Raw genomic sequence first — 23,269 nt, 5'->3', positions numbered from 1 at the left:
TTCACCGAAGCCTGGCTCTTACTGAGACATGACTTCCTCCATCCTCCTTCCTCTCCTGGGCGGGGCCCTCATCGGGCTGAGCGCCTCCCTGTTGCTCCTGGCCAACGGCCGGGTCGCCGGCATCAGCGGCGTGGTGGGCTCGCTGCTGGCCCCCGTGCGCGGTGACGTGGCCGGCGCGTGCTCTTCTTCGCGGGGCTCCTCGCCGGGGGCCTGCTGCTCGCATGGTTGCGCCCCGGCTCCTTCCCGGCGCCCTCGACTCCGAGCGCGGGCGGCCTCTGGCTGCTGGTGGGGGCCGGACTGCTGGTGGGGTTCGGCTCGCGGCTGGGCAACGGCTGCACCAGCGGACACGGCGTCTGCGGCATCAGCCGGGGCTCGGTCCGCTCCATCTCCGCGACGCTCACCTTCATGGCCACCGGTGTCCTCACCGTCTTCCTGGTCCGCCACGTCCTCTAGAGAAAGCCCCATGCGTTCCTCCCTCAGTGCGTTCCTCAGCGGCCTCATCTTCGCCCTCGGCCTGGGCCTCGCCGGTATGACGGACCCGGCCAACGTCCTCGGCTTCCTCGACATCGCAGGCGACTGGGACTACCGGCTCGCGTTCGTGATGGGAGGCGCCATCGCCGTTCACGCGGCGCTGCGGCCCCTCATCCACCGGCGCGCGCAGCCCTGTTCGCCGCCGGGTTCCCCGCGTTCGCCGCCAGCAAGCCGGACGCGAAGCTCCTCGTGGGCTCGGCCCTCTTCGGCGTGGGCTGGGGGCTGGGCGGCTACTGCCCTGGTCCCGCGCTCACCTCGCTGGCGACCGGGGCCTTCCCGTTGCTCGTCTTCGTGCCCGCCATGTTCGCGGGCTTCTACCTCGCGCAGGTACTGCAGGCGCGGAGCGGCGTGGGTGCACCGCGTCCAGAGGCTCCGCACGTGGGCGCCACGCCCGCTCAGTAGCCCCACGTCCGCCACACGGTAGGCGAGGGCGCTCCTCCTTCTCGAGCGCCCTCGTCCTTTTCCGGGAACCTCTCACCCGTCCCACTGAGTCCTCATGCCCGTGAGCGCCCGCGCCTTCATTGAACGTGCCCTGGAGCACCTGCCCGTCTTGAGACGGGTGGGGCGTCGCCTGACGGGCAGCGCCGCGGAGGCGGATGACCTGGTCCAGGAGACGCTGGCGCGCGCCCTGGAGCAGCGCGGGGCGCTGAGAGAGACCGCGCGCCTCAAGGCCTGGCTGCTCGCCGTACAGCGCACCGTGTATCTCAACTCCCGCCGGGGGCTGCGGCCTCACCTGGAGGTGCTGGAGGGCGGGCTGGGCCGGGCGCTTCCTCCGGAGCCATCCGCGGACCTGGAGGCGGAGCTGCACGCCCGCACCTTGAGTGCGGGGATGCAGGCGGCGCTCGACTCCCTGGCGCCGGAGTGGCGCGACACGTTGTGGCTGCGGGAAGTCGAGGAGCTGAGCTACGAGGAGATTGCCCAGGTGCAGGGCTGCCCGGTGGGCACCGTGCGCTCGCGGCTGGCGAGGGCGCGGCTGGCGATGCTCGACTTCCTCGAGAAGGAGAAGGTCCATGGAAGCCTGTAGCCCCCAGTGGCAGGAGCGTCTCTCCGCGTGGTTCGACGGCGAGGTCCAGGCGCATGAGCAGCAGGCGGTGGCGCACCACCTGTCCCGATGCGCGGGCTGTGCCCGGGAGGCTGCCCGCTATGCGTCGTTGCGGCAGGCGCTGAGAGCGGAGGGCGCCGCGGAGCAGCGAGTGCCGCCCGAACTGGCGGAGCGTGTCACGCGGCTGGCGCCGCGCTCCCGGCCGTCCTTCCCCATGCGGCGGAGGCTGGCGGCGGGCATGGCCGCGATGCTCGCGTCGGTGGGAGTCCTCTGGACGTCATGGCCCAGTGGCATGAACGAGGCGCTGGCGATGGACCTCGAGCGGCACCACCTCAAGGCCTTCTCCCGGATCGCCCCCTGTGAGTTCGAGTCCTCGGACCCGGCCGAGGTGAAGGCGTGGGTGGAGCGGGAGGTGGGCTATCCGGTGGATGTGCCGGTGGTGCCAGGCGCGACGCTGCTGGGTGCCCGTCGCTGCCGGTTGCATGGAAAGCTCTCCGCCTCGTTGCTGTACCGGCACGAGGAGGGCAAGGCGATGACGCTCTTCCTTCCCCTGCCGGGCTCGGCGGCGGCGCAGGAGGCGGCCCGCTTCGCTGGTGACGGGCCTCGGTGCACGCAAGGGCCCGTGGGCGAGCGCATCTGCGTGCTGCCCGGTGGGGGCGAGCGGGCCGCGCTGGCCGTCTCCGAACTGGAGCCCGCGGTGCTCCTTGCCGCGCTGGCCCGCCTCGCTCCCTGAGGCGGCTGGGGCGGGGCCCTGCCGGAAGCGGCGGCCGAACCATCCCCGCCGGCCGCTGGGGAGGCGGAAGTGCGCGCGTCTGCGTGCCCTTGTCGCGGCCGGGCTGCCGGGCGGGAAGGGCGCTGAATCCTTCGGTCGTCGCCCTGGCTCTCACCAGGCTGTACGCACTTCCCGGGGGCCGGTGGCCACCGGTGTCGCTTGGAGCCGCGCCATGAAGGTCGTTTTCGTCGTCGCAGCCGTGTTCATGGGTCTCTTCTTCTTCACCGCCTGTACGCGCCCGCGTCCAGGTGACGCCGCGGTGGGGTCCGAGGCCCGCCGCAGGGTGGAGGCAGGCGCCACGCTGGTGGATGTCCGCACGCCCGAGGAGTTCGCGTCCGGTCACCTGCCCGGCGCGGTGAACATCCCGGTGGATGAACTGGCACGGCGGTTCGGAGAGCTTGGCTCGCCGCAGACGCCCCTGGTTGTCTACTGCCGCAGTGGCGCGCGCAGCGGCCGTGCCGAGCGCCTGTTGAAGGAGCAGGGGTTCCAGGACGTCTTCAATCTCGGCCCCATGTCGACGTGGCCGTGATGCGCGAGGCGTTCGAGGTGAGCCGCCGTCCGGGAACTTCGCGCGGCACACCTCGTGTCACTTCCGCTGTCTCCTTTCACTCCTCGCAAGGTGCTCCACGATGTCCCGTCTCCTGTCCGCGCTCGGCGCGCTGCTCGTCCTGGCCGCCGGCTGTGCTTCATCCCGGCCCCCGGTCAGCGCGAGCGCTCCCACGTCCCAGCGCCAGCAGCTCACCGTCCTCTACGTGGCGGACCTGCATGCGCAACTGCGCGCCCACCCGGAGCTCTTCTGGCGCGATGGGAAGGAGCGCATCGAGATGGCGGGCGGCTTCGCTCGCGTCGCCGCCGCCATCCAACAGATTCGGGCCGAGCGCGGTGGTGACGTGCTGGTGCTCGACGCCGGCGACACGATTCAAGGTTCGGGCGCGGCTGCGCTCACCGAGGGCGGCGTCCTCATCGAACCGCTCAATGCGCTCGGGCTGGACGGCGCGGTGCCCGGTAACTGGGAGGTGGTGTACGGCCCCGCGGTGCTGCGCCAGCGCGCGCGTGAGCTGAAGCATCCGCTCTTCGCTGCCAACCTGCGTGATGCGGCCAGCGGTGAACGGCTCTTTCCGCCGTACCTGGTGAAGGAGGTGGGCGGGGTGAAGGTGGCCGTGGTGGGCTTCACGGACCCGGACGTCCCGCGCCGTCAGCCCCCGGGGTACAGCAAGGGGCTGCGCTACGACGGCCCGGAGGCGCTGCCGGAGCTGGTGCGCGAGGTGCGCGAGCGCGAGGGCGCCCAGGTGGTGCTCTTGATGTCGCACGTGGGGCTCGCCAAGGCCGTGGGGATCGCCGCCCGGGTGTCTGGCGTGGACGCCCACCTGTCCAGCGACACGCATGAGCGCACCTATGTCCCCATCGAGCAGGCCGGAAGCTGGGTGGTGGAGCCCGGCGCCTTCGGCTCCTTCCTCGGCCGGATGGACTTGTGGCTGGAGGACGGGAAGGTGGTGGACCGCCGCTGGGAGCTCATCGAGCTGACCGCGTCGCGCTTCCCTGAAGACCCGGAGATGGTGCGGCTCGTGGACGCCGCGCTCGCGCCTTATGACGAACAGCTGTCCTCGCCGGTGGGACACACCGACGTGACGCTCGCGCGCTACGCGGTGGTGGAGAACCCGCTGGACAATGTGCTGGCTGACGCCATCCGCGCCGCTGGCGGGACGGAGATTGGCCTCTCCAACGGCTTCCGCTTCGGTACGCCGCTGCTGCCCGGGCCCGTGCGCGAGGCGGACCTGTGGAACTTCTTTCCTATCACCAACAAGCTGAAGACGGGCAAGGTGAGTGGCCGCCAGCTTCGCGCCTTCTGGGAGCAGGAGCTGGAGAACGTCTTCGCGAAGGATCCGGAGAAGCGCTTCGGCGGGTGGCTGCCGCGCCCCTCGGGGATGACGGTGCGCTTCCGCTCGGAGGCCCCCAAGGGGCAGCGCCTCCTCGCCCTGGAGGTCGCTGGCGAGCCGGTGGTGGACGAGCGCCTCTACACCGTGACGGCCTGCGAGCGGGAAGGGGACTCGCCGGACATGCTCTGCCGCATCCCTGGTGTCCAGGAGCCGCAGGTGCTCGACATGGACGCGCACGAGGCGGTGCGCCGCTTCCTTGCCGGCAAGCCGCGACTGAGTGAGTCGCTGGAGGGCCGCGCGGTGGGCGAGGACCTGCCGGCCGTGCTCCGCACCCAGCAGGTCCAACCGTGAGCGCGACTTCCCCCACCGTCCCCCTGAAATGACCGCACCTCTCACCGCTTCCGACTCGATTTCCGCCACGCCTCCGCCTGGAGGCCCTGGCGCCGGCGGCTTCCGGGGATCGGGCTCGCCGCTGGACTGGCGGTGGTCAGCTACGGGCTGGCCACGCTCCCCGGCCTCAAGGTGGTGGGGCCCCTCACGGTGGCCCTGCTGATTGGCATCTCACTGCGCACGGCCCTGGGGCTGGCCCCCGGCCTGATGGAGGGCACGCGCTACTCGGCGCGCACGGTGCTGCGGTTGGGCATCGTGCTGATGGGCGCGCGGCTCGACTTCGGGCTGGTGGCGAAGGTGGGCCCACGGGTGCTGCTGCTGGCCCTGGCCGTCATCGTCGGCGGCATTCTGGGCATCCGCTGGGTGACGAAGCGCTTCGGCGTGCCGGAGAAGCTGGGCACGCTGCTGGCGGTGGGGACTTCCATTTGTGGCGCCAGCGCGGTGGTGGCCGCCAGCTCCGTCACCCGCGCGGAGGAGGAGGACACCACGCTGGCGGTGGGGCTGTGCGGAATCCTGGGCACGGTGGGCGTCCTCTTCTACGTCTTCGTGGGGCCGCTGCTGGGGCTGAGCACCGCGCAGCTCGCCATCCTGTCGGGCGCCACGTTGCATGAGGTGGCGCAGGTCATGGCCGCGGCCTTCACCTGGGGCACCTCCGCCGGAGACCTGGGCACGTTGGTCAAGCTCACCCGCGTGGTGCTGCTGGCCCCCGCGCTCGTGGTGCTGGGGCTGGTCTCCGGCGCGGGCGGGCAGGTGCGCTACTCGCTGAAGGAGCCACCCATCCCGTGGTTCGTCATCGGCTTCCTCGCGGTGGGCGTGCTGGGCACGGTGGGTGTGGTGCCCGCCGCCGCCAAGGCGTGGCTCTCCACCGCCAGCGTCTTCCTCATGGTGATGGCCATGGCGGCCATGGGGCTTGGCACCCACCTGAGCATGGTCCGCCGCGCGGGCATGCGGGTCGTCTACGCGGGCCTCGTTGGCTTCGCCGCCCTGGCGCTGTCCGCCTGGGGGCTCATCCATGTGCTGTCCATCCAGTAGTCCTCGAACCCGTCGTCCTAGAACCACTTCGGAGTCTGTCCAGATGAATCGCTTCCTGCCGTTGCTCGTCATCGCGCTCGTCACCGCGCCCCTGGCCTCGCTCGCCGCGCCGCCGTCCCCGCCCGCGAAGAAGGAGGTGCCCGCTCGCCAGGGCAAGCTCGTCTTCGTGGCCACCACGGGCCTGGAGGACCTGGGCACCCTCTCCAGCTCCCTCCGGCACGTGAAGAACGCCAAGGAGTCGGGCTACCTCTCGGACGTGGTGTGGCTCACCTACGGCCGCGCGGTGGTGGCGCTGGACCCGACGGTGAAGGCCGTGCCGGCGGAGGTCCGCGAGGCGGCCCAGGCGGCGAAGGCCGCCGGCGTGCGGCTGGTGGCGTGCGGCACCGCGCTGAAGAAGTATGGCATCGACCCGAAGACGCTCCAGCCCCAGGCCGACGTGGTGGACGACGGCGTGGCAGAGCTGTCGCGCCTGGTGGCCGAGGGCTACCAGGTCATCCGCTACTAGCGAGTCGTGGCCCCCATGGAGCGCGCGACGCGCAGGACGCGGACCGTGCTGTCCCTCGGCCTGCTGGCCCTGGCCGGCATGGCGCGGCCGGGCTGGGCCGAGGAGGTGGTGGAGGAGGGGCCGCGGCTGGAAATCAGGGAGGCGCTCCAGGTCCGAATCGATCAGGGGCTGAGCGCCCCGGGCGCCGCCGCCGTGAGCCTGCGACGTGGGCGGGTGGGGCTCCACCTGACCGGGTCACCGTGGGTGCGGGGCGGACTGGAGGTGTCGTTCGACCGGCTCGTCCTCCTGCCCGGTCCGCTCCAGGGGCCGCCGCTGGCCCTCCACGAGGCCAGCGTCACCTTCACCGTGCTGCCCCAGCGCGCCTGGTTGAGCGTGGGGCTGTTCCGTCCGCAGGTGGGCCGGGAGAGCCTCACCAGCGGCTTCGAGGTGGACTCGCTGGACAAGGCCATCACGCAAGGCCCCCTGCGCGAGCACCTCACCGGGACGGAGTCGGGGCGCGCGCCGGGGGTGGACGTGGGGGGCCTGCTCCGGGGGAGGGCTGGAGCGTGCGCTATGATTCGGGCGTGGTGGTGTACCGCCCCGGGCCGGAGGGGCGTGGCGACCGCCGCTGCTCGTGGCCCGCGCCGCGCTCACCCTGGGCACGCCCGAGGTGGAGGCGTATTCCCTCAGCCTGCCCATGAATGACTTCGGCCTTCGTCCGGGCCTCACCCTGGCCCTGCAAGGGAGCACGGAGCCCGGGGGCGACGCACGCTCCTGGGGCGTGGACGCGCTCCTGCGCCTGCGCCCGCTGGTGCTCTCGGCCGAGCTCCACCAGGTGACCTCCCCCAGGGACACGCGCTGCTCGCCCACGTCCGCGCGGGCCTCAACCTGCCGGGGCCGGGGGCCACGGTGCTCGAGCCGTGGGCGCTGGTGGCGCGAGTCACGGGCGGCGCCCTGGCGGACGCCCCGAGCGGGGCGCGGCTGGATGCCGGGCTCAGCTGGTATCTCCGCCGGCAGGCGCTTCGCGCCACGCTGGGCGGGAGCTGGCGGCCTCCCGGGCATGGCGCGTCCGGCGGTCAACTCGGCCTGTCGCTTCAGCACCGGCGCTAGGTTTTGCGCGATGTAACCTCCTGGCGCCATCCAGGAAGGCATCCTGGTGACTGGGCGTTCTTCCGATGAGGAGGCGAAGGGCGGATGTCGACGCGAACCGATGAGCAGTTGATGGAGGCCGCGCGCGCTGGCGACGACAAGGCCCTGGACGAGGTCCTCGCCCGCCATGAGAAGCAGGTGTACCGCTTTGGCCTGCGCATGTGCGGTTCCGAGGAGGACGCCATGGAGGTCCTCCAGGAGACGCTGTTCTCCGCGTTCCGGGGCATCCACGCGTTCCGGGGGGACGCGGCGCTGTCCACCTGGTTGTACCAGGTGGCCCGCACGCACTGCTTCCGCCTGCGCCGCCGTCGCGTCGGCTCGCCCGAGGACTTCCAGCCGCTCGACTCGCCCGCGGCCACGAACGTCGCGGCGGAGGAGGCGACGCCGGACATGGTCTCCCACGCGCGGCAGATGGGCGAAGTGTTGCAGGCGGCCATCCTCGCGCTGCCGGAGGCGCATCGAGAGGTGCTCATCCTCCGGGACGTGGAGGGGCTCACGGCCGAGGAGGCGGCCAGCGTGGTGGGCATCGAGGTGCGGGCGCTCAAGAGCCGGCTGCACCGCGCGCGGCTCCAGATGCGCGAGCACCTCTCCACCCTCCTGGGGGAGGGCGCCCACGGACAGGGCGCGGGGTGTCCGGAGCTGGCGCAGGAGCTGTCGGAGTTCGCCGCGGAGGAGGTGGACCAGGCCGCCTGTGTGCGCCTGGAGGACCATCTGTCCCGCTGCCCCCGCTGCAGCGACGCGTGTGACGCGCTCAAGCGCACGGTGTCCCTGTGCCGGCGCATCCCCGGGGATGCGGTCCCCGCGCCCGTGCGCGCGGCGGTACGGCAGGCGCTGTCACGCGCGCTGCCCGCCTGAGCCCGCTCGCCTTGGAGCACCCGGGGCGCGGCCTATGGGGCTGAACGGGCCTCCTCGGCGGCGGGCGCCGCGAGCGCCGAGTAGATGTCGAACCACGCCAGGTACGAACGCCAGGCCGGGTCACGCAGCTCGACCAGGGTACGGCGCGCCTTGCCCAGTCGCTGAGGCACGTCGAAGGGCAAGCCTCCGTCGCCCTTCACGTTCAACTGTGCCGCGAACCAGAGCACGTCCAGTTGCCCCGGATCGACGTTCGCGTGCGTCCGCGCGACCAGCGAGTCGGAGTGCTTCAACGCCTCACCCAGCCAGCGCGCCGCCCGTGCCGGGTCCTGCTGGTCCACCGCGTTCTCCGCCAGCCGCAGCTCCGCCAGCGTCACGGCGCGGATGTCCTCATCGCGGTCCAACTGGTCGAACTGATCCAGGTACAGCTTGCGCCGCGTTTCGAGCGCCCGCGCCGCGGCGTCCAGGCGTCCCAGCCGGGTCTCCGCGTTCGCGCGCAGGCCCGAGGCGATGAGGCGGTAGGAGCGCAGGACATGCTCCGGCGTGGAGTGGGCCCACTTCAACGCGCTCCGAACACCGGGCGTCGCCGGTCTCGCTCGACCTGCTCCAGGTCCTCCAAGGTCCGCTGCGGCTGACCCGCACCCAGCGCCGCGGCGCCGCGCGCCAGCCGCACCACCATCCGGTTGCGCAGGCCCTCTTCGTCCTGGGGGCTCGCTTCCACGAGGGGCAGCTCCCGGTCATAGAGCGTCAGCGCCCGTTCGAAGCGGCCAGCGGCGAGGTTGTAGAGCGCGGCGCGGTCCAGGGCCAGCGGGAGGAACCTGGACAGCCGCTGCGTGGTCTCCACCATGGCCAGGGCCTTGTCCGCCGCCTGGGCCGCGTCGGCTTCACGGTCGACGTGGAGCAGCGCGTGGGCCCGCGCCATGGACACCGCGAGCCCCGCCCAATTGTCCACGTACGGCAGCTTGTCTCGCTGTTCGAGGTAACCCAGGGCGATGTGGAAGTTGCCCACCTGCGTGTGCAGCAGCCCCAGCGCGCCGAGAATCATGGCCCGGTAGCGGACGTTGTTCCGCATCAGGTCCAGGGCCACCATGTAGTAGCGGTTGGCGCGCTCGGCGGCGGCGGGGGCGCGGTTGCGCAGGAAGTCCTCGTGATGGATGGCGCCCAGGAGCGCCTGCACCACGCGTTGGTTCTTCAGTTCCGGCCACGCGGCACGCAGCTCCCTCACCGCCGAGGTCACGGCCTGCGCATGGGCATCCCCCTCCAACTTGGAGAGCTGGCGCGCGGTGACGTAGGCCTTCACGAAGTGCGCGAGCGGCTTCGCCATGTTCGGAGCGGTGGTGGTGACTTCCTTCTCCACCACCTCCGGACTGACGCCGGCTCGCAAGCGCAGGTTCATGGCTTCGACGGCGCTCTCCAGTGAACCCGTCCGCTGCGTCACCAGGTCGAAGTCCGCACGCGCCATGTCCTGGCGTTGCCGCGCCAGCCGCCGGTAGGCGCGGCCCATCAGCGCGCGGCGAAAGAGCCGCTCGGCGCGGCGTCGCTCCTCGCTACCCGGTGGCGTGTCGTCGACGTAGACCATCGCCAGCGATTCCATGATGCCATCGGCGCCGAGCCCCGCCGCCCGCTCCACGGCGTCCTGAACCAGGACCCGTCGGCGCAGCGGGTCCTTCTGCTGCCGGTAGAATCCGAGCAGCGCCTCCCGCACGGCACGAGGAGGCCGCTCGCTTCGGAGCGCATTGATGTGGCGGCCCAGCTCCAGCGCGTACGCGTAGGCCGAACCGGCGGGCGCTGTCGTGAGTGCCTGCGCCATCGCCGCGTCCGCCTCGTCGTAGGGGCGTCCCCGGTACAGGGCGCGGACCGCGGCGCGAGCGAAGTCGAGCTGGTCGTCCGCCGGGAAGATGCGGTGCTCGGAGAGCCGCCGGCCCGCTTCAATCAAGGGCTCGCGCTCACCGAGCTTCCGGTACAGCGCGTCTGCTCGCGCGTGGTACGCCTCCAGCACCGCGCGCGGCGTGGTGTCGGCGATTTCGGCCGCCTCCAGCTCCTTCCGGGCCCGCGTGAAGTCACCCGCGTCATCCGCCAGCTCGCTGCGCACCACGCGCTGGAAGACTGCGGCCGCGGGGCTGGGCGCGTTCGCGGGCTCCAGCGCGGCCATGCGCTTCTGCTCCGCGACACTCAGCTCCTCCACCATGCGGCCCCGTTCGCGCTCCTTCATGGTGCGCCGGTGGTCGATGAGGACGCGGAGCGGTTCCTCCAGGCCCGCGGTGGCGGGGTCGCTCACCGAGCCCAGGTAGCGGGCGTAGAACTCCGCCGCGCTGAAGTCCTCGTAGGCCAGGTGCAGCATGCTCATGCGCATCATCAGCAGGCGGCGAAGCCTGGGCCGCGTCTCGAGCAGCAGCCGGTGGCGATAGAGCAGCAGCTCGTCGGCGCGCCGGCCCACCATCCTCAGCTCTTCGCTGAGCCGGCGCGCATCCCAGGCACTGGGGACCGGCCATCCAGCGGCATCTGGTACACGTCCAGGGACTGCGCGCGTGAACAGGTCGCGGCCAGGGACGTGGCCGCGGGCGCCGGGTACTGGCAGTTCCAGGACGCACTGGTGAGCTGGTCCGGATTGGCGGCGGCGGCTTGCTCGGCGGCGTCGTCACGCTCCGTCGCGAACGGCACCCGGAACAGCACGCCGCTGTCGCTGGCGTCGATGACGCCATCCGCATTCGAGTCCGTGAAGAACTGCACCACGTACAGGTAGCGCCCATCCCGGGAGAACGTCGGCTGTCCCGTCTGCCCCGGGATGTCGAGCGACAGCGGGATGGGCTTCGCGCCGGGGAATCCAGGCGCAGCGCCTCCAGATGGGGCGCGGCGCGCGCGGCGAAGCCGGGGCCCACCTGCCGCACGGAGCGCTCGATGGGGACGTACACCAGCCAGCGCCCATCGGGGGACAGGGTCGGGCTGGTCAGGTTCCGCTCGAGCAGGGGTGTTACGCGCCACTCGCCGCCCAGCTCGACGCGCGACAGGTGGAGGTCGCCCTGGATGGTGGTCCGGCTCACCAGCGCGATGTGCGAGGCATCCATCCACTCCGCCTGGAGGGCGTTGGCGTCTCCTTCGAGGCACCGGCGTTCTTTCGCGGTGGGCAGCTCGCGCACGCACAGCTGGCCACCGGCCTGGTTGCGGAACGAGATGTAGAGCAGGTGCTTGCCGTCGGGACTGATGCGCGGCCAGGTGACATCCGCGCCTTCGTCGAACAGCCGGCGCTCGCGTCCGCGCTCCAGGTCCTGCGTGAAGATTTCGGTCGCGATGCTGCGGTTGGACGCGAAGATCAACGTGTTCCCGTCAGGCGCCAGCTGCCCCAGGAACTGGTCGCCCACGCCGACGGTGAGCCGGGTGGGCGTGCGCAGTCCTCCATCGTTCTCATCGTCCTGCGCCCAGACGCTCCCCGCGATCAGCGTCACCAGGGCCACGACGCCCCGTCTCCGCCGCGTCAGCACTGCTTCTCTCCCCAGGTCCCATCCTCGGCCTCGACCCAACCGCCGCAGACGACGCCCTCCGCGTGCACCTTGTGCCAGTTCCGGCGCAGCGTCTCTTCCGGGACGTCGGGGCGGGCCGACCGCATCCACTTCCAGAGCAGCTGACGGGAGCGATTCACCCGCTCGACCAGGGCCACGTCGTCGGCGGTCATGCGCCCGGCCTTGCAGCGGCGGCGCGTATTCACCAGCAGCCCGTCCCGCCCTTCGCCCACGCAGTGGCGACGGAGCAGGTCGTCGACGCGGTCCGCGGGCGTCCTGCCGATGTTCTCCACCAACGGCGTGGGCTGGATGCCCAGCTCTTCCAACTGATTGGGTGTGAATGGCACCGGCGTGGGATTCATGCCCGCGCGAGCCAGCCGCTGCTCCACGTCCTTGAACGAGCCCGAGGCCTGTTCCTCGAGCGCCGTCGCGCGGTCCACCATGACAATCTCCGGCGCGCTGATGCACCCGGACGTGGCGAGGGCGGCCCACAGCAGCAACCCACGGTGTTTCATGGCGTGGTCTCCGGAGGAGTCATGGATTTGATGAGCTGGTCGACGATGGGGCCCATGGGGATGCCCCGGATTTCGTCGATGCTGAGCAGCTTCGCCAGGCCGCCCATGGTGATGCGCAGGCTGCCGAAGCCGTGGTTGAAGCTCACCCGCACGTGCTCCGGGTAGCCCAGCCGCAAGGCATAGCGGACCCGGTTGGTGGCGGGGTTGACATGGCGGGGGTCTTCGATGTCGAGCAGGTCCAGCAGGTGGCGGTTGCCAATGCGCAGAATCTCCGCGCGGCCATTGATGCTGCGGTCCTTCGCGGAGATGACCACGGCGGCATTGCCATCGAAGGGCTCGCCTCGGGATGACTGGACCCCGGTGGCTCGCACGCGGGCCTCCAGGGTGGAGTGCTTGCCTTGCCAGTCCAGGAGCCACTGTCCGGTGATGCGCCCACCGCGAACCCCCATCTCCAGCTGCGTCATGGAGACGACGTGCTGGTTGATGGACAGGTTCCCCGCCAGGGGCGCGACGGCGACGAGCGGCGTGCTGATGCGTTTGGCGGACACATACCCGCTGCGGGAGAGCAGGGGATGCTGGTCGGCGAAACGAAGCATTGGGTACGGGTTCACGTCGATGTCGCTCAGCAGCCGCAGCTGTCCCTCGCTGAACTCGAGGTTCTCGGTGAGCGGGACGTTGCCGTCCATCCCTTCAACCTCGAACCCCTGCTCGGGCAGGCGCAGGTTCAAGTCCTGGAGGAGCAGGTTGGAGACGGTCCGGAAGACGGCGAGGTCGGGTGAGCCCACGCGGAAGTCGACGGTGACCTTGCCGCTTCCCTCCAGAATCCCGGGGCGCGCGAGCCTGGCCATGTCCTGCGACAGCTCGCCCCGGAGCCCCAGGCGGCGCCGGTCCTCGCTGAGGTCCAGCCGCCCCCGGACCTTCAAATGGGTGCTGGTTCCCGCGTTGGTCAGGTGGAGCTGGGGAACGTGGATGACGCCCGTGGGCTTGCGCCGCGCGGAGAACGTCGCTTCCACGTCCTGGACCGGATAGGGCAGCACCGGGTTCTGTTCCAGTGCGCGAAGCTTCAAGTGCTGCTTCAGCTCGATGTCGTCCGCTTCCAGCGCCTCGGTGAAGCTGGCGGTGGTGTCGCTGGTCAGCTCCGAGAAGGACAGCCGCCGATCGCTCATTCCGACCGTGAGCTTCTCCACGTGCAGGTCACTGTGAACGGTTCGCTTGGGACCTTCGACGCGAGACGCCAACTGCCAACGCAGCGCGGGAACGTTGAGCGACAGGGTGTCCTGCCTCCAGCGCAGGCCCCTCGCGCTCACCACCGCCGTTCCATCGAAGCTGGCGGTACGCGCGGGGTCCGGAGCGAGTCGCGGCGTGCCATCGGCCGTGACACCCGTGAGCACGCCGCGAAGCGTACCGTGCAACTCGATGCCCACCGCGAGCCGCCCGGCATCCAGCTCCGGGGGCACCTGCGCCATGGCCAGCAAGGGCGCCAGAGGTCCCAGTGGGAGAAGGTCGCCCTTCACGTCGATGCGAAGGGCGCGGGCCTTCCGGTCGAACGCCGCCGCGGCGTCCAGCATGACCTTCGGCCCTTCATGACTGGTGAGGCCCAACCGGAACGCGGGCTTCCGGCGGTTGAGGTCCAGGGTCAGCGTCTGATGCTGGAGCCCCATGTCCTTCTCACCAGCCCGGAGCCCTTCGATTCGCAGGTCCACGTCGCCCTGGTGGCGCCAGGCGTCACCCCGCGAGCGCATCACGACGGCGACGTCGCTGGCCGTCACGTTGTCCCACGCGGGCCGTTGCAGCTTCAGCTCCGTGCGGTGCTCCAGACGTGGCGCGGATGAGAAGAGCGCCTTCACGCTGCCCTTGGAGTCCAGGCTCACGCCCAGGTGCCGCCACGGAATGCGCGCCGCGACCGAGTCGGGAATGAAGGGGCGGGCGGCGGCGAGGTCCGGTGTCCGCGCGGTCAGGGTGTAAGACACCGCGTCGGTGTCCTTGGTGGCATCCAGGGACGCCTGCATGTCGCCGACGTCGAGCACGAGCCGCGCGCGGCCTCGGCTGCGCTGGGGCGCGTCGAGCTGCGGGAACGCGTTCGACGCATCGAGCTTCACGTGCACGGGGCCCTTCAGCAGCGTGCGCCCATCCGGCGACGACACATGGAGCGCCCCCACGGGCACGTTCGCGCTCAGTGCGAGGGGAGGCGCAGCCGCAAGCGGAGCGCTGAGCTGGAATCCCATCCGTTCGGCCTTCGCTCGGAGGTCGGGAGTCCGGAGGTCCAGGGACTCCACCATGCCCGACAGGCTCGCGTCTCCGGCGACCTGGAGCGGGGAGGAGGGCTCTGGGCGGAGCTGATGTCCCTTTACTTCACCGTGGGCCTTTGGAATCCGCAGGGCCGTGGGGCCTCGCACGTCGAGCTCATCGATTCCGAACGTCAGCTGCGCGGAGAGCCCCTGCCGCGGATCAGGTGTCGCCTCCAGGGCGACGCGTCCTCCGCCGAGCGCCAACTGGACTGGCTCACCCGTCATCCGGAGCGACGCGACGTCCACGTCCAGGCCCAGTCTGCCGCGAGGCCCCAGTTGAGGCATCGCGCTCAGGGTGACGTCTCGTGCGTCCAGCTTCACCTTGCCTCGCTCGAGCGTGAACGGACGCCATTCGGAAGGGATTGCCGCCAGCAGCCTTCCCAACTCGATGTCCGCCAGGGCGCGTGTCACGACCGGGGGCGCGTCCGCGGCATCCGGGAGCACGGCCTGGGCCTCGAGCTCCGCGCTGTCCGTCAGCCGGGTGCGCTCCAGCTCCACGGCGATGTGGCGCTTCTCGACATCGAACCGCGCGGCCACGGCGCCGTGAAGCAGCGACCGGACCGAGAAGCGTGGGTCGAAGGTCTGCCGGGTGACATCGAGGTCCACCTGCGCCCGAGCGGTCGAAGCGCCAGCCTCCATCGAGAGGGCGAACGCCAGCTCCGCGAGGGCCGGGGGCGTGGCGGAGCCTTCGTGGCGCAGCGCCAGCGGCAGCGGCGCACCCGCCTGGCCCAGGTTCGCGAAGACCTTCCATTCCCCGTCGTGTTGCTTCGCTTCGACCCGCGCCGCGAGCCCGCCTAGGGACCAGCGCTCGGCGACTTCGCCACGCTGGACGCGGACGTAGCTCAGCGACACGCCCGACACATCGACGTGCCCGACAGGAAGCGGTGCTCCCAGGAGGTCGGCGACCTGCTGGGAGGCACTCACCGGCGCTTCAACGGGCGGCGGCTCTGGGGCTTCAGTGCTCCTCAGTCCCGAGAGGGAGGTGGCGCCTGAATCGTCAGCGACCAGGGCGAGCGCCACGTCCCGCACGACCACCCGCTCAATCCGGATGGGACCGGTCATCAGCGCGCGGGGCGACCAGTGCGCCTCCAACGTGCCGACGCGCAGCAGCTCGGGCGCGGCGGTATGCAACGGAGCGGGGGTCCGCACCACCAGCCCACCCAGCTTCAACCCCGAGAGGAGCTCGACCTGGGCGACCTGGTAGTCCACCTGGAGCCCGGTGGCCGCCTCCACCTCGGAGACAATGGGCTGCTTCAGCCAGGGACTGTCGAGGTTGCGCAACACCACCACGGCAGCGACCAGTGCCAGCGCGGGGAGCACGACCAGGATTGTAAAGACCACGCCCGCGATGATTCGAGCCCACCGCCGGCGAGGACGTTCAGCTGTGGTGGAATCCATGTGGCCCGGTTGACGCGCGCGGCCATCATGGTCGGGGGCCTGTACGAAGTCGAGGAGACGTTGTGAGCAGGCGGGCAGGCGCGGGGCGGCTGCACGGACGGTGTGGGGAGGGCCGCCGGCTCCTGGCGGCCCGTCACCGGCTCAAGGCGCCTGCGTCAGTTCCCTCAATGCGCGCCGGTTGAGCTTGCCGTTGGGAGTCCGGGGCAGCTCGGGCAGCACGCGGACCTCGTCGACAATCATGTAGCGAGGCAACCGCTCCGCGCAGTGCTTTTTCACCTTGAGCAGGGAGGGGGCTTGCTGGTGCCGCTGACCACGAAGGCCACCAGCCGCGCTTCCAGGCCGGAGCCGGTGGCAATCACGCCTGCTTCGCGGATGTCCGGGTGCGTGAGCAGCGCCGCTTCGATTTCCCCGCTTCGATGCGGCGCCCGCGCACCTTCAGCATGTTGTCGCGGCGTCCCAGGTATTCGAACGTGCCGTCCGGCAGCTCGCGGCAGCGGTCCCCGTGGCATACGGCCCGCTGCCGTGGCGAGGCTGGCCCCAGTAGCCCAGCATCACCGTGGGGCCTTCCACCATCAGCTCGCCCACGCCGTCGCCTTCCTCCCGGGCTTCCTCTGAGTCCGGCGGCGGCCGAGCCAGCCACACGCGGTTGCCACAGCTTGCTCGGCCAATGGGCACCGGCTCGGTGCGGTGGGGCGAAATGTCCGTCACCTCATGGAAGGTGCAGACGTTGGTCTCCGTGGGTCCATAGAGGTTGAAGAACCGCGCCTGCCGCAGGTGCTCACGAAGCGGGCGCAGGTGCCGGATGGGGAACGGCTCGCCCGCGAAGAGCACGGCGCGGAAGGGCAGCGCCCCATGCTTCAGCAGACCGCCTTCCTGCATCATCAGCATCAGCGCCGACGGCACCGAGTACCAACAGGTGAACCGCTCGCGGAGGACCAGTTCCACCAGCTTCTCGGGCGCGAAGGCCAGCGCCTCCGGGATGAGCGTGACGGACGCGCCACCCATGAAGGCCGCGTAAAGGTCCAGCACGGAGAGGTCGAAGAAGAACGGCGCGTGGTTGCTGAAGCGGTCCTCCGGCGTGGTGCCCAGGAGCGCATGGCACCACTCGATGAAGGCCATCGCGTTCCGCTGGCTGATGCACACGCCCTTGGGCGTTCCCGTGGAGCCTGACGTGTAGAGGATGTACGCCAGATCGTGGTCGCCCGCGCCGTGCGGCGGCAGCGGCTCAGATGAAAAACCGGACAGCCGGTTCCAGCAGATCTCGGGCCCCTTGTCGTCCACCAGCAGGTAGCGCAGCCGGCTCACGCCAGCGTTGTGGAGCTCGGACGCGCGCGTGGTGGTGGTCACCATCACGTCAATGCCGCAGTCGTCGAGGATGAGCCGCGTCCGCGTCGCGGGGTTCAGCGGGTCCAGGGGGACGTAGGCGGCGCCCAGCCGGGCAATGCCCTGCATCGCGGCGACGGCGCGCACGGACTTCTCCGTCCACAGCCCCACGCGGTCTCCCTGCTTCACGCCCAGCTCCTGGAGCGCGCGGGCGATGCGGTTGGCGAGCGCGTCCAGTTGGCCGTAGGTGAGGGTCCCGTCGGGACCCTTGATGGCGATGGACTCGGGAGCCTTCGCCGCTGCACGGATGACGATTTGGTCGAGTGTCATAGGCCGAGCTGGTTGGCGATGATGTCGCGTTGGATTTCGGAGGTGCCGGAGAAGATGGCGCTGGGAATGGCGTCACGCAGCACGCGCTCGATGCCTGTTTCGGCCACGTAGCCCATGCCGCCGTGAATCTGGATGGCGTCCAGGCCGCTCTGGATGGCGGCCTCGCTGATGGCCAGCTTGGCCAGGGACACCTCCATGACGGCGTCCTGGCCCCGGTCCATCTTCCAGCAGGCCTGGTACAGCAGGAGCCGGGACGCCTCCAGCCGCTGCTTCATGTCCGCCAGCTTGTGGGAGATGGCCTGGTTCTTCCCCAGGGCCTTCTTGAACTGCTTGCGGGTCCGGGCGAAGTCCGCCGTCTGTTCGAGCACCCGCTCCATGACGCCCACGTAGGCGGCGAAGAGGCACGCGCGCTCCCACTGCATGGAGCGCTTGAACATCGCCGCGCCCTGGCCCTCCGCACCCAGCCGCGCGGACTCCGGGACACGGCACCCCTCCAGATAGATGGGGGCGATGGGCGACGTGGACAGCCCCATCTTCTCGAAGGCGCGCCCGACGGACAGTCCCGGCGTGTCCTTCTCGACCAGGAAGGCGCTCAGGCCCATGTACCCATGGGCCGGTTGCGTGGCGGCGTAGACGAGGAAGACGTCCGCGGAAGGGCCATTGGTGACGTAGCTCTTGCCACCATCGAGCACGTAGCTGTCTCCGTCCCGCACCGCGCGCGTCTTCAGGGCAAACACATCCGAGCCCGCTTCCGGTTCGGAGATGGCGTTGGCGCCCACCCATTCCCCCGAGCACAGGCGGGGCAGGTACCGGGACTTCTGCGCGTCATCCCCGCTCTCCAGGATGGGCATTACGCAGGCGAAGAGGTGAGCTCCCACGGAGAACACCAGTCCGGTGTCCACGCAGCCACGCCCCAGCGCCTCCATCACCCGCGCGGTGGTCAGTGTGTCCAGCCCCAGTCCGCCATGCGCCGTGGGCACGGGCAGTCCCAGGAAGCCGAACTCACCGCAGCGTTGCCACAAATCGCGTGGCAGGGCTTCCTTGCTGGGCTTGGCGGCCTCGGGCAACTGCGCTCGCGCGAAGGCGAGGGCACGGTCATAGAGCTCCACCTGCTCGTGAGTCCAACTGAAGTCCATGTTTTCCTGATGTTCCAACGGGTGACAGCAACGAGGGGGCGCGCTTCGAACGCCTTGCGCTCGCGCTGCATGGCCCTCGGAGATGGATGGTGAGACGTGACAGGAGTCAGGCGAAGTCTCGCGTGCGCGGGAACGCGTCGTCAAGAACCTCGGGGATGGTGGTCAAAAAGTGTGTCTTTTGAGGTGATGCTGGATGGGATTGAAGTGCGGGGTTGGGTAATTCCTATCTGCTGGGTCTGGTCCGAGGTGGACTCAATGAGTTACAAATGGGCGGGGACGCGATTTTCCGGTGCCGCGGAGGACCTGGTCTCGAGGGCCGGCCGCGCACCGTCGAACAGCAGGGAAACGGGCTGAAATGAGGCCCATGACCCGCCCCTCCAGACCATGTATTCCGTTTCGTTTCACTACCCATTGCACTGGGTGCGGTGTCACTCATTCCCGCTGCGAGCGCTCGCGTGAGTGCTTTCCAGCCTATGGCCGCGGTAAAATTCTACACGCGGCTGACCTGGTTGAAGTGGCCGAGCACGCATCTCAGACCAGGGTATGGGACAACCTGGTCGGTGATTGACTGGTTTGCTCGTGAGCAGTTTGCTTCGGACATGGAACGTTGCGTCGTTTTGGATTTGCCTGGATTGAGCGCGAGGTATGTCGGCCCCTCGACGCCAAACATGCAGGCATTCGTGGAGCGGGGGCGCATGGTGCCGCTCCAGCCCATCCTGCCGGCGCTGAACTGCACCATGCAGGCGACGTTCCTGACCGGAAGATACCCCAGCGAGCACGGAATCGTCGGCGATGGATGGCTCCACCGGGAGCTGGGAGAGGTCCGCTTCTGGCCCCAATCCGATGGGCTCGTGCAGACGCCGCAGCTCTGGGACGCCGCCCGCAAGCTCGACCCCAGCTTCACCTGCGCCCGCGTGTGCTGGTTCATGAACATGTATTCGAAGGCGGACTACGCCATCACGCCGCAGCCGTCCTTCACCGCGGACGGGCGGGTCGTGCCCGACGTGTTCACGGAGCCGCTCCACCTGCGCAAGCCGCTCGTCGAGGCGCTGGGGAACTTCCCCGCGTATGACTACTGGGGGCCCCGCTACAGCATCCGCTCCTCGGAGTGGATCGCCGACGTCGCCATGTGGCTGGAGCAGCGGCACGGCCCCACGCTCTCACTCGTCTTCCTTCCGCACCTGGACTACACGCCGCACACGTTTGGACCGGGCGCGAAGGAGATCCACAAGAGCCTCCGGGAGATCGACGACGTCGTCGGGAAGCTGATTGGCTTCTACGAGTCGCGCGGCGTGCGCGTCATCATCCTCTCGGAGTTCGGCGCGGTCCCCGTGTCCCGGGCCGTCCACCTGAACCGCCTCTTCCGCCGCCGAGGGTGGCTGGCGATCCGGGACGAGGGCGGCCGTGACGTCGTCTATCCCAGCGGCAGTGAGGCGTTCGCCGTCGCGGACATGCAGGTCGCGCACATCTATGTCCGGAACCCGGCGCTCCTGGACGAGGTCAAGGCGCTGGTCGAGGCGGAGCCCGGGGTGGCCCAGGTGCTCGATGCCGAGGGGAAGCGCGCCCACCATCTGGACCACCCTCGCTCAGGCGAGCTGGTGGCCCTGGCGGAACCGGATGCCTGGTTCACGTACTTCTACTGGCTCGATGACGCGCGTGCGCCGGACTACGCGCGCACCGTCGATATCTACCGCAAGCCGGGCTACGACCCGCTGGAGATGTTCGTGGACCCGAAGCTGGGTCTGCGCATGTTGGAACTGGGGGGCAGTGTCGTGAAGGAGAAGCTGGGCGTACGCTCCCGACTGGAGGTCGTCTCGATGGACGGCTCCCTCCTCAAAGGGGCGCATGGCCTGCCCACCGGCCCGGAGGATGGGCCGGTGCTGATGACACGACATGGTGAACTGATCGAGGCAGAGACACTCCACGCCACGCAAGTCCACGACCTCATCCTGGCGCACCTGACCAGACAGCAGGCGGCGGCCTGAACGGCTTCCGCGAGCAACCTGAGCGTTGTCGCTGCAAGAGGCGGGACACGGCATGAACAAACTTCCAGGGAGCGCCATTGTCATTGGCGCCAGCATCGGTGGGCTCAGCGCCGCGCGCGTGCTGGCGGACCATTTCGAGCGTGTCACCGTCATTGAACGGGACGTGCTCCAGGATGGCCCGCGCCAGGGCGCGCCCCAGGCCAATCACATCCACGTCCTGCTGCGAAAGGGTGTGGACCTGTTGGAGCAGTACTTCCCCGGCCTCGTCGAGCAGATGAAGGCGGACGGCATCGAGCCCTTCGACTTCACCCAGGACCTCCGGTGGCTGCAGTTTGGTGACTGGATGCCGCGCCACCGCAGCGGCATCGTCCTGTATCCGCAGACGCGCTGCTCCCTGGAGCGCTACCTGAGAGCGCGGCTTCGCGCCTATTCCAACGTGGAGATCCTGGAGTCGACCTCCGTGCGGGCGCTGCTGGCCACACCGGATGGACGGCGGATTCTCGGTGTCCAGACGCATGATCGCCACGAGGACGGCGGCGCGGTGACGAACCGGCTCGCCAACATCGTGGTCGACGCGAGCGGGCGTGGATCGCAGCTGGGCAAGTGGCTGTCAGAGTTGGGGTTCAGCCCGCCGGAGGAGAGCCGGCTGCCCATCAACCTTTGCTACGTGTCACGCCTCTTCGAGCAGCCGGAGACCGCCAGGGACTGGCGCGGGCTGTGGATCACCCCGCTGCCGCCCGATAAACCGCGCGGCGGGGCAATGCTGGGCGTGGAAGGCAATCGCTGGATTGTGTCCTTGTTCGGCTACGAAGGACACCACCCGCCCCGCGACGCGGACGGATTCGTGGAGTTCGCCCGCAGCCTCCGCGAGCCGGACATCTACGAAGCCATCAAGGACGCGAAGCCCGTCTCGGACGTCGCGATGTACCGGGTGCCGGACGTGAAGTGGCGCCACTTCGAGCGCATCCGGGGCTTCCCCGCGGGGCTGCTCGTCCTGGGGGATGCGTGGTGCTACTTCGACCCCGTCTTCGGCCAGGGCATGTCGGTGGCGATGCTGGAGGCGAACCTCCTCAACGAGGCGCTGCACCAGCTCGACAGCCTGGAGGCGGTGACCCAGGCCTGGACGGCATCCTACCTGCGCATGGGCGCGCAGTGGCTCCAGGGACTCTGGTTCTTCGTGACGGCGGAGGCCATGCGGCATCCCCACGTCCCCGGCGAGCGGACGCGGCTCATCAAGCTGGCCCAGTGGTACGTGGAGGAGCTCTACGCGCTGAACCACGAGCATCCGGAGATCTATCAGGAGTTCCTCAAGCTGATGCACGTCCAGGCGGGGCCGGAGTTCCTCCTGCGCCCGGACATCGCCTTGCGGCTCGCGAAGCGCGCCTGGCAGCAGAAGTCTGTGAAGGGCTTGGGCACCGAGGCACTGTGGCCCGCCAGCCGGGTGGCGCTGGGAGCGCGCTACGCGGGACGGATGCTGGCCAACCTGGTGGTTCCTCAACGGGTCGGCCCGCGTGATCGCATCTGCCACTTCGACACGGAAGTGATGTGGCAGCCGGACAAGACGTTGGGGTGGTTCGTCCGGGATGCCCTGCGCGCCCGAGGTCTGTTGAGCGAGGCCGCCGAGGTGCGGCGGTTCCTGGACTATTGGCTCCCGGTGCAGGGCCTGGGCATCGCGAAGAAGGCGTTGATTGAGTTCTCCTACAACGCGGACGAGCCCGGCTTGGGCTTCATGCTCTACAGCGACAATGGGACGGTCACGCAGGCCTTCCGGGAGTACACGCGTCAGCTCGGCATCTCCAACGAGGGCGTCGAGCGGTCCGTGGCCATCTGCGAGACGTTCCGGCCTTCGGACCTGGGCCTGGTGCGCGCGGAGTTCAAGCCCGGAGGCCCTACCCGGTATTCCATTGCCGCCAGCTGGCATTTCGATTCCATGCGTGGGCACTCCGGCTTCGATGAGGCGATGAGCCGCTTGCCGGAGCGCTTCCGGGCAGGGCCCTTCGCGGAGCGGGTGAAGACCTATGCTTCCGCGCTGCGGACCGAGTACTACCCGCTGTTCCTGGGACTGAGCTTCCTGGAGGACGGAACGCTCGAATCCAAGATGTACCTGGTGCGCTTCGACGAGCAGCGGCCTCCATTCCAGCCTGGCTCGGAGCTGTGGCGCTTCCTCCAGGAAATGGGCGTGTCCGCCCCGGAGCTGGAGCGGGTTCGCCAGTTGAACGCGCTGCTCTGGGATCACTCCGCGGACAAGATGACCCAGGTCGCCATCGAGACCTCCGAGTCCCAATCCCAGCCCAAGCGCATCAACCTCATCTACAGCGGGATCCAGACCTCTGCGGTTCTGGAAGCCATCTCCCGTTTCGGGTATCCCAACTCCTCGAAGCAAGCCGTTCGGGACTTCGAGCGGATGATGCAGACCGATCGCGCGAAGTTCGTCGCGGTGCGGGTGGGGCCCGAAGGATTGAGTCCGCGCCTCAAGCTGTACAAGCACGCCCTTTTTGATTTCGGCGATCTGTCCGTGGTGGAGGACGGAGGTCTTGGGCCGCGTGATGCCACGCCGGCCGCAGTGAAAGACGTTCCGGACGTATGTCTTTATTGATTCTTGTTGGTCGAGAATGAAGTTCAAACAGGTGATAAGTCTGAGCGGCTTTCGAGTCGCCAGCGGAGCCGT

At 69.6% G+C, this 23,269-nt stretch carries 14 protein-coding genes and 4 pseudogenes; 13 read left to right on the top strand and 5 right to left on the bottom strand.

Features of this window, described 5'->3' with window-relative positions:
- The first annotated feature begins 28 nt into the window (after window positions 1-28).
- The 11 genes and pseudogenes from QEG98_RS42070 (at window position 29) to QEG98_RS22735 (ending at window position 8,132) form a co-directional block, all read left to right on the top strand.
- Window positions 29-453 (top strand): annotated as a pseudogene (locus tag QEG98_RS42070) (YeeE/YedE family protein).
- Between the two features lie 10 nt (window positions 454-463).
- Window positions 464-933: pseudogene (locus QEG98_RS42065) on the top strand (DUF6691 family protein).
- A gap of 94 nt (window positions 934-1,027) precedes the next feature.
- Entirely contained in the window at window positions 1,028-1,555 is a 528-nt protein-coding gene (locus QEG98_RS22775; protein WP_316562803.1) for an RNA polymerase sigma factor, read from the top strand.
- The gene (locus tag QEG98_RS22770) at window positions 1,542-2,306 is read left to right on the top strand and encodes an anti-sigma factor family protein (protein WP_316562802.1); all 765 of its coding nucleotides are present in this window, start codon (window positions 1,542-1,544) and stop codon (window positions 2,304-2,306) included. Before QEG98_RS22775 ends, QEG98_RS22770 begins: the two co-directional genes overlap by 14 nt.
- Window positions 2,307-2,517: 211 nt before the next feature.
- Complete coding sequence (locus QEG98_RS22765; protein WP_090490738.1) at window positions 2,518-2,874, top strand: rhodanese-like domain-containing protein; 357 nt, start codon at window positions 2,518-2,520, stop codon at window positions 2,872-2,874.
- 100 nt (window positions 2,875-2,974) lie between these two features.
- Entirely contained in the window at window positions 2,975-4,573 is a 1,599-nt protein-coding gene (locus QEG98_RS22760; protein WP_316562801.1) for a bifunctional metallophosphatase/5'-nucleotidase, read from the top strand.
- Window positions 4,574-4,705: 132 nt separating this feature from the next.
- The gene (locus tag QEG98_RS22755; RefSeq protein WP_316562800.1) at window positions 4,706-5,644 is read left to right on the top strand and encodes a YeiH family protein; all 939 of its coding nucleotides are present in this window, start codon (window positions 4,706-4,708) and stop codon (window positions 5,642-5,644) included.
- A 43-nt stretch (window positions 5,645-5,687) separates the two neighbouring features.
- Window positions 5,688-6,149, top strand: a complete 462-nt coding sequence (locus tag QEG98_RS22750) for a DsrE family protein (RefSeq protein ID WP_244171816.1) — start codon at window positions 5,688-5,690, stop codon at window positions 6,147-6,149.
- 15 nt (window positions 6,150-6,164) lie between these two features.
- The gene (locus QEG98_RS22745; RefSeq protein WP_316562799.1) at window positions 6,165-6,833 is read left to right on the top strand and encodes a hypothetical protein; all 669 of its coding nucleotides are present in this window, start codon (window positions 6,165-6,167) and stop codon (window positions 6,831-6,833) included.
- A gap of 204 nt (window positions 6,834-7,037) precedes the next feature.
- A complete protein-coding gene (locus tag QEG98_RS22740) occupies window positions 7,038-7,238 on the top strand; it encodes a hypothetical protein (protein ID WP_316562798.1) in 201 nt (66 codons plus the stop codon).
- Window positions 7,239-7,322: 84 nt separating this feature from the next.
- Entirely contained in the window at window positions 7,323-8,132 is an 810-nt protein-coding gene (locus QEG98_RS22735) for a sigma-70 family RNA polymerase sigma factor (protein WP_316562797.1), read from the top strand.
- A 32-nt stretch (window positions 8,133-8,164) separates the two neighbouring features.
- Here the strand turns inward: QEG98_RS22735 and QEG98_RS22730 are convergent.
- From QEG98_RS22730 to QEG98_RS22710, 5 genes and pseudogenes are all read right to left on the bottom strand, one after another.
- Window positions 8,165-11,608: pseudogene (locus QEG98_RS22730) on the bottom strand (hypothetical protein).
- Window positions 11,602-12,141: a DUF1318 domain-containing protein gene (locus QEG98_RS22725; protein WP_316562796.1), complete on the bottom strand. Its 540-nt coding sequence runs from the start codon at window positions 12,139-12,141 to the stop codon at window positions 11,602-11,604. Before QEG98_RS22725 ends, QEG98_RS22730 begins: the two are co-directional and overlap by 7 nt.
- Entirely contained in the window at window positions 12,138-15,827 is a 3,690-nt protein-coding gene (locus QEG98_RS22720; RefSeq protein ID WP_316562795.1) for a hypothetical protein, read from the bottom strand. The genes QEG98_RS22725 and QEG98_RS22720 overlap by 4 nt, the downstream gene beginning before the upstream one ends.
- 141 nt (window positions 15,828-15,968) lie before the next feature.
- Window positions 15,969-17,480 (bottom strand): annotated as a pseudogene (locus tag QEG98_RS22715) (amino acid adenylation domain-containing protein).
- Window positions 17,477-18,616, bottom strand: coding sequence for an acyl-CoA dehydrogenase family protein (locus QEG98_RS22710; protein WP_316562794.1), 1,140 nt, complete (start codon window positions 18,614-18,616; stop codon window positions 17,477-17,479). The pseudogene QEG98_RS22715 and the gene QEG98_RS22710 overlap by 4 nt, the downstream one beginning before the upstream one ends.
- Before the next feature lie 668 nt (window positions 18,617-19,284).
- Here QEG98_RS22710 and QEG98_RS22705 point away from each other — a divergent pair.
- A complete protein-coding gene (locus QEG98_RS22705) occupies window positions 19,285-20,601 on the top strand; it encodes an alkaline phosphatase family protein (RefSeq protein ID WP_316562793.1) in 1,317 nt (438 codons plus the stop codon).
- Between the two features lie 52 nt (window positions 20,602-20,653).
- A complete protein-coding gene (locus tag QEG98_RS22700) occupies window positions 20,654-23,197 on the top strand; it encodes an NAD(P)/FAD-dependent oxidoreductase (RefSeq protein WP_316562792.1) in 2,544 nt (847 codons plus the stop codon).
- The last annotated feature ends 72 nt before the right edge of the window (window positions 23,198-23,269 follow it).

It is taken from the genome of Myxococcus sp. MxC21-1 (assembly GCF_032612255.1).
In the GTDB taxonomy this organism is placed as follows: Bacteria; Myxococcota; Myxococcia; order Myxococcales; family Myxococcaceae; genus Myxococcus; species Myxococcus virescens.
This window is presented reverse-complemented; position numbering and strand designations above follow the sequence as displayed.